Source organism: Jeotgalibacillus sp. ET6 (assembly GCF_029667115.1).
Lineage (GTDB): Bacteria > Bacillota > Bacilli > Bacillales > Jeotgalibacillaceae > Jeotgalibacillus.
The window spans coordinates 109,471-125,742 of record NZ_JARUIU010000007.1 but is presented as its reverse complement, the minus strand read 5'-3'; the positions used below and the strand labels follow the sequence as shown (position 1 = coordinate 125,742).

At 45.0% G+C, this 16,272-nt stretch carries 11 protein-coding genes; 2 read left to right on the top strand and 9 right to left on the bottom strand.

The window, feature by feature from the left end:
* The first annotated feature begins 466 nt into the window (after positions 1-466).
* Together P6709_RS15825 and P6709_RS15820 are read left to right on the top strand one after the other, a co-directional pair.
* Positions 467-1,099 carry an HNH endonuclease family protein gene (locus tag P6709_RS15825; RefSeq protein ID WP_278241911.1) on the top strand — a complete coding sequence of 211 codons (633 nt, stop codon included), beginning with the start codon at positions 467-469 and terminating at the stop codon, positions 1,097-1,099.
* A 37-nt stretch (positions 1,100-1,136) separates the two neighbouring features.
* Positions 1,137-1,379 carry a hypothetical protein gene (locus P6709_RS15820; RefSeq protein WP_278241910.1) on the top strand — a complete coding sequence of 81 codons (243 nt, stop codon included), beginning with the start codon at positions 1,137-1,139 and terminating at the stop codon, positions 1,377-1,379.
* Between the two features lie 330 nt (positions 1,380-1,709).
* Here the strand turns inward: P6709_RS15820 and P6709_RS15815 are convergent, their stop codons facing one another.
* The 9 genes from P6709_RS15815 to yicI form a co-directional block, all read right to left on the bottom strand.
* Positions 1,710-3,365, bottom strand: a complete 1,656-nt coding sequence (locus P6709_RS15815) for an ABC transporter substrate-binding protein (protein WP_278241909.1) — start codon at positions 3,363-3,365, stop codon at positions 1,710-1,712.
* A gap of 21 nt (positions 3,366-3,386) precedes the next feature.
* Positions 3,387-4,289 (bottom strand): carbohydrate ABC transporter permease, encoded by a 903-nt coding sequence (locus P6709_RS15810; protein ID WP_278241908.1) that lies wholly within the window; start codon positions 4,287-4,289, stop codon positions 3,387-3,389.
* 12 nt (positions 4,290-4,301) lie between these two features.
* The gene (locus P6709_RS15805) at positions 4,302-5,192 is read right to left on the bottom strand and encodes an ABC transporter permease (protein ID WP_278241921.1); all 891 of its coding nucleotides are present in this window, start codon (positions 5,190-5,192) and stop codon (positions 4,302-4,304) included.
* 212 nt (positions 5,193-5,404) lie between these two features.
* Positions 5,405-6,871: a response regulator transcription factor gene (locus tag P6709_RS15800; protein WP_278241907.1), complete on the bottom strand. Its 1,467-nt coding sequence runs from the start codon at positions 6,869-6,871 to the stop codon at positions 5,405-5,407.
* A 4-nt stretch (positions 6,872-6,875) separates the two neighbouring features.
* Positions 6,876-8,654, bottom strand: a complete 1,779-nt coding sequence (locus P6709_RS15795) for a cache domain-containing sensor histidine kinase (RefSeq protein WP_278241906.1) — start codon at positions 8,652-8,654, stop codon at positions 6,876-6,878.
* A 254-nt stretch (positions 8,655-8,908) separates the two neighbouring features.
* Positions 8,909-9,649, bottom strand: a complete 741-nt coding sequence (locus tag P6709_RS15790) for a YesL family protein (protein ID WP_278241905.1) — start codon at positions 9,647-9,649, stop codon at positions 8,909-8,911.
* A complete protein-coding gene (locus tag P6709_RS15785; RefSeq protein ID WP_278241904.1) occupies positions 9,579-11,918 on the bottom strand; it encodes a glycosyl hydrolase family 95 catalytic domain-containing protein in 2,340 nt (779 codons plus the stop codon). The genes P6709_RS15790 and P6709_RS15785 overlap by 71 nt, the downstream gene beginning before the upstream one ends.
* On the bottom strand, positions 11,915-13,942 hold the full coding sequence (locus P6709_RS15780; protein WP_278241903.1) for a beta-galactosidase: 2,028 nt from the start codon (positions 13,940-13,942) through the stop codon (positions 11,915-11,917). Before P6709_RS15780 ends, P6709_RS15785 begins: the two co-directional genes overlap by 4 nt.
* Entirely contained in the window at positions 13,939-16,269 is a 2,331-nt protein-coding gene (gene yicI / locus P6709_RS15775) for an alpha-xylosidase (protein ID WP_278241902.1), read from the bottom strand. The genes P6709_RS15780 and yicI overlap by 4 nt, the downstream gene beginning before the upstream one ends.
* Between the last annotated feature and the right edge of the window lie 3 nt (positions 16,270-16,272).

Below are 16,272 nucleotides of genomic sequence, written 5' to 3'. Positions count from 1 at the left end.
CAGGCCGTTTTTCTTTGCTGTATAGCAAAATAAATAGGTATACACTCTATAAATCTAGATTATATCGAAACAAATTTGTGCTAGTTATTAATTTTTAGTAAAGCACCTTTTGGATCGCTGAACAGGTCCTATGTCACATTGAAAGCCCAATAAGATTTTAAAGAGTCTGGCTTTCTATCAAAATGAAGTATTTTTAAGGTGTACAAAGATCTACTCCAGTGTCATTGATCCTTTATGAGTGCATGTAGATGTCTCTTACGTATGTGGGTCGTTTACAAATTATTAACTTGTTATATGTTTGAACTATACTCTAACATTGCAACTAGAACCACTCCTGTTTTATCTGTCAGAAAACGATTTTTGCTGTAAATTTTAATGTACTCCCCCTACCCGCGGTATTCACATTTTGTTCAACTCACATGAGCAGGATGTAAATATATAAAATTACATACTAGGAGGCATTACTTTGTTTAAAAAATCGATGGTATTTATTTTTGCCCTGCTTATCTCTTTTGCTGCTTTTCAGTTTGATGCGCAGCCAGCTTCAGCTTTTTTGCCTGATACTCCTTCCAAGTCAGCTGCCCAATCTCAATTGAACTCGCTAACCGTAAAATCGGAAAACTCGATGGCCGGCTACTCCCGTGATGAGTTTCCTCACTGGATCGGACAGGGCGGCGGCTGTGATACCCGCCAATTGGTTCTTCAACGCGATGCTGACTATTTCAGCGGAGACTGCCCTGTCACATCCGGCAAGTGGTACAGCTACTTTGACGGCATCACGGTGTATTCTCCATCTGAACTCGATGTAGATCATGTTGTTCCATTAGCTGAAGCATGGCGCTCCGGAGCTAGCAGCTGGACAGAAGCGCAGCGCCGTGAATTTGCAAATGACTTAAGCGGTCCGCATCTGATTGCTGTAACCGCCAGCGTTAACCGCTCCAAAGGGGACCAGGATCCATCAACTTGGCAGCCTCCCCGCTACAGCGCACATTGCGGATACGCGAAATGGTGGATTAATACAAAGCACACTTGGAACCTAAGCCTCCAGGCATCGGAGAAATCTTCCCTGCAAACCATGCTTAACACCTGTTCGTACTAATCGTTAAATGATTCATATCAGGAAAGGAGTCTTTCTCATGGATAAAAAGTCAACGATCTTTACCGCAACACACGGAGTCATGACCACTGAAGTTGGCGTCATCAGCGGAGAGCTTGAACTGCAGACTACTTGTGATGACAGCGGTATGCTTACACTCTCCATTACATATGCCGGAGCCAAGGAATGGTACACTTTACCCGGCAAAGACTACCGTCTGAACGATACAAGTGACCATGAAGTTGTCCACCGTATGCTCTCTGCTGTTCTTGAGCGTCCATAATAACTGGGTGACGTAATTCTAAGTTGATTGTAAAGTTTAACAAGCCATGCACAACGGAGACTATTTATTCCTTTTAACAGAGGCATAAAAAGAACCTGGGACAAAATTCAAAAAGTTTAAAAAATGAGGAAATTTTTATTACTAGTAGTAGGTGAGCGGAGCGGAAGGTGGCGACTCCTGCAGGTTATGACGGCAAGCTGAGCCTTTACAGGGCAAGGCCCTGAAAGGCTCAGCGCCGTCCCTGCGAAAGCGTTCGCCTGAAGCGCAGCGAACCGGTCAAAGAGCTTGAGACATTTTTGTCCCAAGCTCTTTTTTCACTTTATATCACTGTCACTGCCAAAGCTCCAGTCGATCCTTAATCATTTCTGTGTAATCAGCCTCAGCCTGTTCAACACCTGCACTCTCCAGATCGGCCATGAAGCTCTCCCATACATCGTCAAACTCAGACGGGTCTGCCAAAATGGCTTCAGGTATACGTTTTTTCACAACATCCAGCGACTTTTGCATGATCAGTTCAAGATCGGAACCTGCTTCAACCTGCATGTTGTAAGCTGCTCCCCATGGTTTTACCGGGAATTCCTCTGTTTGCGGATACAGGTCTTTCCACATCTCTACATTGTAGTTTGACAGCACTTCTTTTTCTGTATCCGTATAGGCATTAATAATTTGATCCGGACTAGCAATGGAATAAGTCTGTCCGGTTGAATCCGTTACACCATCTCCATATAATGGAGCAAATCCGCTTAATACGCCGATACCCGTATTTTTCACATAGTTGGCATTGTTATTGCGTTCATTCATTTCCTCATCTGATATCACACGTTTGCCGTCTTCAATTGTGTAATGCTCACCCTCGATGCCCCAATTTTGCAGGATTTGGCCTTCATCAGATGCTAAATAATCCAGGAACTTAATTGCACGAACCGGATCTTCACACTCGGTTGTGATCCCGATTCCCCAGCCTCCAAGATAACCGGTATCCTGGAAGTTTGCATGTTTATATTCTTCAGTCAAAGTGACAGGGTACATCCCATGCATTCTCTCTGTTTTACCTGCTTCACGTAGTGCACGCTGTGCGTCTCCTACTTCCCAGTCTGTGTCAATCAGACCAAGCACACGGCCAGAGGATATTTTCGCCAGGTACTGATCATATTTTTGAACAAAGCTCTCCTGGTCCAGCAGACCTTCAGCGTTCATATGGTTCAGCCACTTAAAGTACTCTTTTTCTTCAGGACGGCGATAATGCATGGTCGCTTCATATGTCTCGGGATCAATATAAAATTCGCCGTCATCCGGAGCACCTGTTGCGTAAAAAGCCGGATTCGTTGTTGAAATCATAATTCTCCAGTCATCAGCCAGCAATGACAATCCGATCGTCGGCTGCCCGTCAATGGTTGGGTTCTTTTCCTTGTAGTCTCTGATGGCATTCTCAAAATCGTCTACTGTACGAATTTCCGGATAACCCAGCTGCTTTACCACATCATGCTGCAGCATAAAGCCATTGCCCGGTGCCCAGTACGTATGATCAACTCGGGATGTTGGCAAAATATAAATAGATTCGTCTTCTCCGCTCCATTTTAACCGGTTGAAATAATCACCATATACTTTTTTCAAATTCGGAGCATGCTCTTCAATCAGATCCGTTAAATCAATGAGCGCACCCGCATCTACCAATTTGCCTGCATTCCCTTTTGGCAGAATCAAATCCGGATATTCACCGCTTGCGATCATGAGAGGGATCTTCTGTTCTCCGCCTCCAACGTCAAATTCCGGCTCAATCGTGACTTCAGTTGTCTCTTTCACCATCTGACTGACCGGGCTTTCCATGTTGTCCCATTGGGAATGAGGATCGGCACTAAAGAGTGAAAACGTGACTGGACCGGTTGTTTCTTCTTTTGTCGCTGCATTGTCACTTTGACAGCCTGCCACTGTAAGCATGGTCCCCATAATAAACACAGCACTTGCTTTTCTCCACTTTGTTTTCATCAATTTCTCCCCTTTATCTAGTTAGCTTTTTACTGCTCCAAGCGTCATGCCTTGCACAAAAAACCGCTGCAGAAATGGATATACCAGTAATATTGGGATAATGGTAACCATTGAGATCGCCATTTTAATAGATTCCGGTGACACAGAAGAAGCTGCCTCCTGCCCCTGAGCATCGCGAAATGCATTGGCATCTGTAGCACCCATTGTAGTATTCTGCAGTATTTTCATTAATTCAAACTGCAGTGTAGTTAAACTCGGATTGGAACTATTGTATAAGTATGTGTCAAACCATGAATTCCATTGGCCTACTGCGATAAAAAGAGCGATTGTTGCAAGTACCGGTGTACATAGCGGCAGGATGATCCGCCAGAAAATAGCAAAGTCATTAGCGCCATCCATCTTGGCTGATTCCTGCAAAGCAAACGGCAGTCCATCCATAAACGAACGGACAATAATGATGTTGAAAGCATTTACCATGCCCGGAAGGACGTACACCCAGAATGTATCAATGAGCTGTAAATCGCGCATTAACATATAACCGGGGATCAGACCGCCGGAAAAATAAAGTGTAAGAACAAGAACGGTTGAGAAAGCTTTTCTTCCCTGAAAATCTGCTCTGCTTAATGTAAACGCTACCATAGCAGAAGACACCACACCGAGCACCGTACCGATTACCGTACGTAAGGTGGAATTTATAAAGCCGGTGATCAAGTTATCGTACTCAAAAATGGTCTGGTAGTTGGTAAGTGTAAACTCCCGCGGAAAAATAGTGATGCCGCCTCTGACCGTATCGGTGGATTCATTTAGTGAAATTGCCAGCACATTTAAAAATGGATAAAGCGTAACAAGTAAAACGACTGTTAAAAACGAATAGTTAATTATATCAAACAGCCGATCATCCCATCCCTTTCGGCTTCCTTTCATAATATCCCTCCTTTACATGACACTTTGATTCGTGTAGCGCTTAAAGATGCCATTGGCAAGAAACAGCAGAACAATACTTACCAGAGAGTTGAAAATTCCGATCGCTGTTCCGTAGGAGAAACGGCCAAGACCGATTCCATAATTCAGAGCATACAAGTCAAGCACTTCAGCGTAATCCACGACAATCGGATTGCCGAGTAAAAACTGCTTTTCAAAGCCGATGGTGATTAAATGACCGATGGATAAAATTAACACAACAAGAATCGTTGGCCGGATTCCAGGAAGCGTTATATGCCAGATTTGACGCAGCCTGCTCGCACCGTCTACCTTCGCTGCTTCGTATTGCTGCGGATCAACCCCTGCCATTGCGGCCAAAAAGATAATCGAATTCCAGCCCATTTCCTTCCACAAATCCGACAGCGTCACAATCATCCAGAACCATTCGCCTTTGGTCATAAACTGAACAGGATCATTTACAAAGCCTGCCGCCATCAGCATTTCATTGACGATTCCCCCGTCAGTAGACAGCATCTTGGTAACAATGCCCGCCACAACGACCCATGAGACAAAATGGGGCAAATAGGAGATCGTCTGAACCGTCCGCTTAAACGTCTGGACCCGCACTTCATTCAGGAAAACCGCAAAGATAATGGGAACAACAAATCCAATAGCGAGCCCCATAATGCTCATCGCCAGCGTGTTGCGGAGAACCAAATAGAACCGTTCATCCTGAAAAAGGGCAGCAAAGTTCGCAAGACCCACCCACTCCTGCTCCATGAATGACCTTGCCGGTTTAAAGTCCTGAAAGGCCATGGTCCAGCCCCAAAGCGGGACATAATTAAATACAATCACCCACAGAACAAATGGAACAGACATCGCATATAAATACTTTTGCTGCTTCATCGTTTTAAAAAATCTGTGCTGTGTTTTGGCAGAACGGTTTATTTTTGTATGCGCTTTCTTTTCAACCGATTCCACTTTATCTCCCCCTGTTCTATACCTCCATCTTACAAGGAAAGATTCGGGTTCAATACCTGCTGATTTGCGTTAAAAATCATGTCAAAATTAAAGGATGCCCGTCCTCATTGGTTTAAAGCAACGAAGAACGGACATCTTTATTGGTTGTGCTTGTTTTTAAAAGTCGTTGGAGAAACACCTGCATGCTTTTTGAACTTCCGGTGAAAGTAATCCACATTTGCATACCCGACTTTTTCTGCGACTTCATATACTTTATAGCCTCTATTCAGCATTTCTTTCGCTTTTTCGGTGCGGACTTTATCTACATACGTATTAAAATATTCACCAGTATGGCTTTTAAACAGCTTTCCCAGGTATGCACTATTATAGTTGAAAATCCCGGCAAGCGTTTCGAGTCTCAGATTTTCGTTATAGCGTGTGCGGATCAAGTCAATCATTTTATTCATGACGCTGTCCGGTGTACCGTCATCCATTATGTCAAGTACCGCTGTGAGAAAAGAATGGCATGATGCATGCATGGCTTCCATGGAAGAAGCCTCATATAACTCCGTTGTTTTTAATCCCGTTTTGAGAAGCAATGATTGTTTTTTTGGATGGACGGCAGCAAGTTTATTCATCACCTGATTGCATAGGGAAGCTGCTTCTTTTTTTACTTCCTGCTCCGGCCATTTTCTTGCTGTCCATTCTTCCATTACCTCATCTAATATGGCGTACGCTGCTTCACTGCTTGAAGCTTCCAGGGCAAAGAAAAGACGATTGCGGTACACATCCGGATGCCATTCTTTCGTTACCACATCTTCTCGATCAAACGGCTGCTGAAGTACTGTTTTTTCAGGTATGTAAAATGATGAATCCAACACCCGCTGAATGTCCTTCCATTGGAGCAGACTATCTTGTAGTTTATGAAGAACCGCAGACGCTGCCACATGATAAGGCATTGATTCGCCAAGCTCCTGCAGGAATGTAGCTGCATGGGAAGAGACGGGCAAAATAAAAATAAAGAGGTCTTTAATAGGAAAAACAATCACTGATTCTGTCCGGTGAATCAGCTCATCTATTCTCTGCTGCCAGTGCTGCAAATGGCGACCGGGCTTTACGACTAAAAGGCGAGAGGGCCCTTGCCAAATTCCTTTTTGTTCAAAAATAGAAATGGCTTCAGTTCCATTTTCATCAGGAATATGCTGAAAAAGTTCTTTCCAGGCGCTGGACCGGCTTGGTTGATGGACAGAGAGTATAAAAGATGACTGAATGGCGATAAGCTTCTCAATCAGCTCATCTTCATCAATCGGCTTAAGCAAGTAAGCCTCAGCTCCGCAGCTGATGGCACGCCTTGCATAGTTGAAGTCTGCATAACCGCTAAGCAGAATAAAGCGGATATTGTGTGATTCATCGCGAAGTGTTTCGAGCAGTGTAATTCCATCCATTTCCGGCATCTTAATATCGGCTATAATTAAATCCGGCTTCAGCTGATGAAACTTTTCATAGCCGTCTTTGCCATTTCGGGCCAGCCCAACCACACGATAGCCGTATTCCTCCCAGTCAATCAGCGTCTTTAGTCCCTCTCGGATCATCGGTTCATCATCTACAATCAAAACGTCACGCATCATGTCACTCTCCTTGTATAGGAATCACAAAATGAATCACTGTACCTTCTCCTTCATCACTTCTAATCTGCAGTCCGGATGAGTCGCCATATGTCAGCAGAAGCCGCTGATGCACGTTTCTTAATCCAATTCGATTTTCCTCTTCTGTATCATTAATAAAATGGAGCACTTCAAATAACCGTTTTTCTGTGAATCCTTTACCGTCATCTTTTACGGTCACTTTCATTCCGCCAGATACCATTTGAACATAAACAGAGACCTTTCCTCCGTCGTCTTTATCTTCAAGTCCGTGAATAACCGAGTTTTCCACAAGCGGCTGAATAATAAGAGGTTCAATATACACATCTTTTGCTGACGGATCTACAAAGAGGTCATAGGAGAGACGTTTCTCATAGCGGAACGATTGAATTTCCAAATAACAGCGGACCATTTCAATTTCCATTTCCACCCGAACCGGGCGCCCGCCAGTCTCAATGCTTTTTCTCATCAGCTTCCCTAACAGCTTAACAATGCCTGCCGCTTCCTTTGCCCCTTCCATATGGGCTTTCATCCGGATCGATTCAAGCGTGTTAAATAAAAAATGCGGATTGATTTGACTTGCCATCATCTTTAATTTTATATCTGCCTGGTTACGCTGCAGCTGTGCTTTTTGGCTGTTTGATTCCTTCAGGGTCTCAATCGATGCATCCAGTTCTTCCACCATGTGCTGAAACTGACGGGACAGTTCCCCAATTTCATCATTGCCTGACATTTCAACACTTGTCGATAAGTCTCCTGTGGCAACTCTGCTGATCCTGGCGCTTAGCTCATCAAGCCTTTTTGAAAATAAACGGGACATAATGGCAATAAATCCAATCGCTACAAGTGCTGCTAAAACCGTCATGAGTGCCCCTTTTGCGGCCAGGGCATTTGCGTTGCCAACGATATGATGATGCTGAACGGCAGTTACTACACGAAGCCGGTTTTGACTTAATTCATCGATTAAAATATCACTTGTTATAATTTGAGAAGCATTGCCATCTACAACCGCTTCATATAGCGCCTCCTCATCATCTTCTGTACTGTCATCCAAAATCGTGCCTAGCTTCTGACCTTTATTTGAAGGGTCATTAGAGGCAACAATATGATCATTTTCATCTACAATCATCGTTAAAAACATTTCCTGATTTAAAATTACATCTAAAACAGCAGGATTGATGGTAATAATTAAAATAGCGAAGCTTTTTTCCTCCAAAAAATTGATGCGGCGAATCAGGCTCAGATACGGCTTACCGCCTTTTGTTTCATCTTCTATGTACTGCCACTTCATAAACCCGGCATCAGCGGCTGCTTCCCGGTACCAGGTTTCGTCCATTATCGTTTCATTCAGCGGGATCAGCTCCCAATTATTGATCATCGTTTGATTTTGTGTATACAATCTGATGGACTGTATATCAGGGTAGTATTGTTTATAGTAAGAAAACGTATTGAATGAACGATAGGCTTCCACCACCTCGTTTGTTCTCGTAAATCGGGTATTTACAAGCATTCTGAGACGGTCATCAAACATGAGATTGTTGGAGACAAATACAGGTACACGAAGGACTTCCGATGTCCGCTGACGAACCCGCTCATTATTTAATGCAGATTGGGTAATCGCATCATCAAGAGCGTCCTGACGCATTTCATTCGTTAAATAGATACCTGCAGACAGAATCGGAAATACAACGATAATGAGAAAAAACCAAATAAACTTCTCCGGCAATTTCATATTGTTAAACCGTAAAAGCAGCCACTTTTTCACTTAAACACCTTCCCGTCCATCTGTAAGCGCTTCCAATTATGTTACTTCATTTTATCATGATCTGTTTTGTTTTCTGAAAGTGTATACTGTATCTATTTTCATGTCAAAATTAGTGATATTCAATTTCAGATATCTGCTTGGAGTTGTTTAATTAAATATAAACAGCAAAATCCGAGCGCAATCGAAACTGAAAAAATTTCGATTGTGTTCGGATTTTTCATAAGGTAAATGTTCCTCTGGATTTTTCATTTGCGCTACTCACTTGCTTTTGACATGGCCGTATCGAGACTTGATATAGGACGGGTATGCCCGGTACTTTCCATATTCTTCATCTTTAAATATCCCGTTTGCTGAGTCAGTCTTACTTGATAAAAGCGGTAAAAGAGACTAAACGCAATATAAGCAAGAACAACTGCTGAACAAAATGGCAGTAAGAAGGTGTAGATAGAAGAGATGTAAAAGAGCGTCCCCGCCATTGCAGCAATCATGACGATAGAGAGCGGTCTCATAGCAGTCATAATTACTGCATTTTTAATTGTGTGCAGTACATTTACGGAAAAATGTACTTGAAACGCAAAGAAAAAGAACATCCATGCGAGCAGCCAGCTGCTGATAATGACGATAACCAACTGAGGAAGCGATCCGGCCTGTACAAGCCATCCGGTCCAGACGATCGTAAAAAATACTCCCCCGATCAGGCTTTGAATGAAATTGTTTTTAAAATATCGAAAAAAAGCCAACACTGTCTCCTCTTCCTTCAACACCCACTTCCGCACAATCGCAAACAAGGCGGCTGTGGATGGAAAAAACAGCAACGGCACAAGGGCAATAGGTACACCCAGCCCTAAAGCCAGCTCTCCGCCGTTTGCCCAATAATCCGCCAGTATAAAGAAAAGCGGAGCGTTGCATAAAAACCACAGAAAGTTAAGACTTGCTCCCTTTGTGATCCAGCTCGTACTCCGGTGCACACTTCCAAGCATTCCGCCCATTTGCATACGATCTCCTCCATTCAAGTTGAATCGGTTCTTCTGCCGGCAAGGGTTGCATCCACTCCATTCCTTCCTCTTCGTTTAGTGACCATCCGGGTTGCCGGGTATAGAAGACAACTTCCTGCTTTATTCTTGATTTGATGATCAGCTGCATAATGCCCGCTGGTACATTCCAGTTAAACCGAATCACTGTCAGCCCGCCGCGGCACAGCATGCCTTTTAAGATGCCTTCGCTCATTTCAACCGGCAGTGCCGGAAGCAGTTCAATCCTGCCTGGCAATGAAAAGAGTGCCGTATGTTGAATCAGCTCCGGAAAAGCCCCATTTGCATCTACATTAAAAACATCATGATGTTCAAAATGTGCAGTCATAAAGCTTGGATACACTGCACCTCCTGAAAGCATCATTTTCATTATATCCGCAATGGTTTTACCGTCTCCCAGCCTCGCTGCACAAAGAGCAGCATGCATCCGGCCATGAGACGATGTATCTGTATCCGGATTAAAGAGCCAATGCTTCAGCTTATTTTGATAAGCTTTTTCTGCCGCTTTCCATAAAACCGGGGTTTTTTCCGGGGTAAATTCATAGCTTTGAAACAGCGGATACAAGTGTGAAAAGTGGCGGTGATTATCATTTTCTTCGTGGTCGTCTACAGCCCACTCCTTTAAGGCGCCATCCTCAGTCAATTCATAAGAAGGCAGCTTCTCCAGCATCTTCTGCCAGCGTGGAATGTCTTCTTCTCCTGTTTCAAGAAGGCGATTTGCCCTAATCAAATTTGTTAGAAGCTCTCTAACCACGGCAATGTCCATCGTACTGTTGGCAGCAATCCCATTTTCCGCTGAATAAGACGGCAAAAAAAGCAGTTTGCCGTGTTCTTCTATTAAAAAATCCTCATAAAACAGTGCTGCTTCTTTCATAAAAGGAAGGGCATGATCACGTAAATATTCGAGGTCTCCAGTGTATTGATAGTAATCAAAAAGCCAATGAGCCAGCCACCCTGCGCCGCACGTCCAAAATGCACCAAAAAACGTATCGCACTCCCGGTCTCCCCAGCTTGAATCGCCCCAATGAGTGTGACGTCCGCTCGAAGAAGCACAAACACCCGATAAAATTCCCCTGCAGCCAAACATCCTTCTGGCATTATAACGGAAATCATCCATATAGGATTCCAGCAGGCGCGTATAAGGTTCCATTCCGTGCAGCATGTTTGCACTGAAAACGGATGCCATCGCCAGCTGCAAATTCGTGTCCATGGTATAATCCGAGGACCACGGCGGATCAAAGGCTCCTGTCCAGATTCCTTGCAGATTAGGCGGGCGGCTGCCTGCACTGCATAAGAACATATAACGTCCTGCGTCGTAGCATTTTTCAATCAGTGCGGGGTGCAGTACACCCGTTTCTTTGATTTCTTTTAGCAATGCCTCACCTGTCCAACTTCTTCTCTCTCCACCGTTTAAATCCAATGAGGCCTTGTAAAACAGCGCTTCATGTTTTCTCTTGTGACGTTCAAAGCATTCTGCATAGCTGCCACTTGAGAATAAGAAGTCATTCCCGATCTCAGGAGCCACTTTCATTTTCAATTCAATCGTTGTCGCACCGTTTATGATTAAACAATCTTCTGCAAATCTTGCTTCACCATTATGATTTGCTTCAATTTTGCTTCGGTAGCCGCCACCGTGTGTATAGGAGTGGATTCCGCTCCAGGTTTCCCCCTTGAATTGGACATCTGCTTTTACCCCTGGATGGCCTGCTTCTTCAATTGACAGACGTACATTTTGACGCGCACTGCCGGATGAAATTCGCAGCATGACGCAGCCATCCGGACGGGAGGCAAATAATTGATGCGTAAACGTCTCACAGCAGGAGATGATTTCGCCGGTTGCATAATTAACCGAGCGGCTATAGCCTCTTGCTCCACTTGCCTCCTCCTGTTCAATCACAAGTGTTAATGCCGGATGAAAAGGGTCGGTTGAAACAATCGTATGACCCAGTTCCTCCCCTTTTCGGATAAAGTAATCATGCCCAGCCCTGTATCCTTCTGATCGGCTGATTCTCCGTACTTCCTCCAAATAAGGTGCCATGTCCGGAATAGAGCCTGGAGAGCCAAGCGGCATAAACAGCTCTGCATGGCTTAAGACGATCCGCTCTTTTTCGGGCGGCCCATACTGAATCACACCCATTTCACCATTGCCTGTCATGTGACCGAATTGCCAGGTTAAGGCAGGAGTAAGACTGTGCGTACCGTGTCTTGGCACTTGCAGGGTTCTGCCGCTCATTGTCCGCTCTCCTTCAGTACTGCCACCCCATATGGAGAAAGATCAATGGCCCCTTCATATTCCTCTCCATCCAGTATATTCGTGTAGCTTTTATCTAATGAAACTCTCCCGCTCTCCTGTGAATGATTTAATAGGAATATAAACGTGACGCCGTCTTTTTCACGCGCCGTCACTTCAACGTCGGCACGAGCCTTTGACCCAAGCAGAGGCTTAAGACCATGAGAGGTGCACAGCGATGAAACAATCCGCTCCATAAATTCATGATCCATACTTGCCGCCACATACCAGGCGTGTCCTTGGCCAAAGCGGTTTTTTGTCAGTGCGGGCATCCCTTCATAAAAATCACTGGCGAATGACGCAACCGCTTCAGCCCCTTCTAAATGAAGCAAATCGCATAAGATGGAAGCCTCATATTCACTCCCGTCTTCCTTCATCACCACTTTATTGGTTTTACCAGGAGGCAGGGAATCAATTTCTTCTACCCAAATGCCAAGCAAGGGGCGAAGTTCACCAGGATATCCACCTGTTACGACTAAGTCGTGTTCATCGACGATCCCGCTGAAAAAAGTGGTAATAAACGTCCCGCCGCTTTGTGTAAAGGCCTCAAGTTTCTTGGCCATTCCCGGCTTCACCATATACAGCACCGGCGCTGCGACGATTTGGTAGCTGCTCAAATCATCCTCTGCACTAATCAGATCTACTGGAACATCGCATCGCTGGAACGCTTCGTAATACTTAAATACTTCATTAACATAGTTTAAGTCCCGGCTCGGTCCGCTTGACAGCTCCATCGCCCACCAATTATCCCAATCAAACAGGATGGCGGCTTTGGCAGGAGTTGTGGCGTGAAGAAGCGTATCTCCAAGAGCAGTCAGTTCATTGCCAAGCGCTGCACATTCGCGAAAAACGCGGGTATGTTCATGACCCGCATGATCAATAACCGCTCCATGAAATTTCTCACACGCACCGATCGACCGCCGAATCTGGAAAAACATTACGGTATCTGCCCCATGGGCCATCGCCTGCCAGCTGTGTAGCCTCATTTCACCCGGCCGCTTCAGTTCATTGTAAGGATGCCAGTTTGTTACGCTCGGTGTCTGTTCCATCAGCATGAAGGACTGACCCTGTTTTAACCCGCGCATGACATCATGACTCATCGAATTTAAAAGCGGGGAAGATCCTGCCTGCGGATAGCTGTCCCATGATACAATATCCATTTCTTTCGCCCATTTATGATAATCAAGAGGTTTATACGTCCCCATCAGGTTAGTCGTTACGTTGATCCCAGGCGTCCATTTTTTTAAAATGTCCCGCTCAAGCTTAAAGCAATCAAGCATGCTGTCTGAGTTAAAGCGGCGGTAGTCGAGTGAAATCCCTTGAAACGCTGTGTAATCATATTGACCCAAATGCTCACTGAGATTATTTGGCGCTACGATTTCCTCCCAGTCGTAAAATGTGTGGCCCCAAAATGAGGTATTCCACACCCTGTTCACTTCATCCAGCGAACCGTATTTGTTTTTGAGCCAGTTCCGAAAGCCCTCTTCGCACTGGCAGCAGTAGCAATCTCCTCCAAATTCATTGGATACATGCCACAGCAGTAGAGCCGGGTGGTCGTGATACCTCTTTGCAATCTGTTCAACAAGCCTCCCTGCGAAGCGGCGGTAGGAGGGACTGTTCGGACAGGAATTGTGCCGAAGACCAAATTTCCTTCTCCGCCCCTCAAAATCTGTCCGCAAAACATCGGGATAACGATGAGCCATCCAGGCCGGATGCACTGCAGTAGAGGTGGCAAGGCATGCATATCGATTTTCTTCCGCCAGCAGATCCATGACTTGATCAAGTGTGGAAAAATCGTAGGTGTCTTCATCCGGCTGAAGCTTTGCCCAGCTAAACACATTGACCGTCATGATATCCATTTCTGCAAGCTTTGTGATTCTCATATCTTCCTTCCATATCTCTTTTGGCCATTGTTCCGGATTGTAGTCGCCTCCGTAGAGCACCTTTTTTACTTTTTCATGAATCATAAATGAGATTCTCTTCTTTCATTTAGTGAAAGAACTGCTTTATCTCCTGTCATGACGAGCATTTTGCCTGTTCCTGCAGCTTCCAGCTTACCGCCGTCAGCCCGGTCTATATCTTCACGATGGAGGTGCAGAGTACAGCCTGACAAGCCTCCTGTTTCTACCGTGATGGTGCTTCCATTGCGCGAGGCTTTTGCCCACCCTGCTTTTTCTCCATCTTTTGTCCAGACATCCGCAGCAGCCGTTTCCCCTTCCTGAAGGTCAAATACATGTACGGTCACATCTTGCAGATAATCGTACTCAGCTGTTTGTTCCTGAGCTCCTGTAATCAAAAGGGACGATCCTTTTACTAGAAGCGGCAAAGTCATATAGCTGTGTTCTTCTGTATACCAGCGTCCGCCTGCCATTTTTTCTTCAGTTAATAAATTCGTCCAGCTTCCTTTTGGAACATAATACCGCACCGTTCCTTTATCGTTGAAAATCGGCGCCACAAGAAGTGAATCCCCAAGCATATACTGGCGGTCAAGATACTGACACGTATCATCCTCGGGAAATTCCAGCACCATCGGACGCATCATGGCCACACCGCTTTCAGTTGCTTCACAAGCCTGAGAAAATAAATAAGGCATCAATCGGTTTTTCAGCTTGGTAAACTGCCGGGTCACGTCCACTGCCTCTTCCCCGTATTTCCATGGCACCTTGTATTCAGAATTCCCATGATAGCGGCTGTGTGAAGACAGCAGGCCAAATTGTGTCCAGCGTTTATAAAGATCAGGCGTTGCTCCATGTTCAAAGCCTGAAATGTCATGACTCCAGAAGCTGAACCCGGATAAGCTGAAAGACAGCCCCCCGCGCAGCGTTTCAGCCATTGACCTGTAATTTGACCAGCAGTCTCCTCCCCAGTGGACAGGGAATTTCTGGCTACCTGCAGTCGCAGAACGAGCAAATAGAGCCGCCTCTCCCTTCCCTCTTTTGCGTTCTAAAAGAGTAAAGACGGTTTCATTGTATAAATAGGTGTAATAATTGTGCATTTTTTCGGGATCTTCCCCATTATGATATACGACATCAGTTGGAATCCTCTCTCCAAAATCGGTTTTAAACGAATCCACTCCCATGTCCATCAGTACCTCAAGCTTTTCTTCGAACCACTTGCATGCATCTGGATTGGTAAAATCCACAATCGCCTGCCCTGCCTGCCATTTATCCCATTGCCAGACCGAGCCGTCCTCTCTTTTTAGTAAATAGTCATTTTTCCGGCCTTCGTCAAACAGCTGTGATTTCTGTCCTATGTACGGATTAATCCAGACGCAGATTTTTAACCCCTTCTCCTTTAATCGTTTCAGCATAGCGGCGGGTTCCGGGAATACACGGTCGTCCCACTCAAAGTTGCACCATTCAAACTCTTTCATCCAGAAGCAGTCAAAGTGAAATACATCAAGTGGAATATCCCGTTCAATCATGCCGTCTACGAATTGGTTCACAGTTTCTTCATCATAATCGGTCGTAAAGGACGTGCTCAGCCATAATCCGAACGACCATGCAGGCGGCAAAGAAGGCTTTCCCGTTAAATCGGTGTATTTTTTCAGCACTTCTTTCATTGTCGGACCATAGATCACATAGTACTCCAGCGACTCCCCTTTAACGGAAAACTGTACATTGGACACTTTTTCAGATCCAACTTCAAACGAGACATTCTCCGGCTGATTGACAAAAATTCCGTACCCTTTGCTGCTTATGTAAAATGGAATACTTTTATAGGCCTGCTCACTGCCTGTACCGCCATCTTCATTCCAAATGTCGATGCTTTGTCCATTTTTCACAAATGGGCCAAACCGCTCTCCAAGACCGTAAATTAGCTCACCGACATCCAACGACAGCTGTTCGCGCATGAATGCCTGCTTTTTATCGCTCGTGATATAGCTCATATTTCTCGAGCCTGTCTCGGTTAAAAACTCATCGTCCCCTTTAAACTGAACAGACCACCCCCCGGATTTGTTCACTTCCGTTTTTAGCCGGCCGCTCTGAAAGATGAACGTGCGATCTGTTTCTTCTGTGTGAAAGGACGGTTCATGGGATGCTATTTCAAAAGAAGGGAATTCCTTCATTTTTCCTTTGTGATGAATCATTTTCACACCAATTACATCTGCTGCCGGCGCTGACAGCTCAATTGTCATCATTCCGCCGTCAAGTGTATTGCCTCTATGTACGACAGGAACAAACGGGGCATACAAAACCGCTTTGTCATCGTGAACGGCTGTATCATGTAGCTGTGACGGATATTGCAAAGTAAAGCCTTCCCGGTCCATCCAATTCCCATTGCTGAATTTCATAAA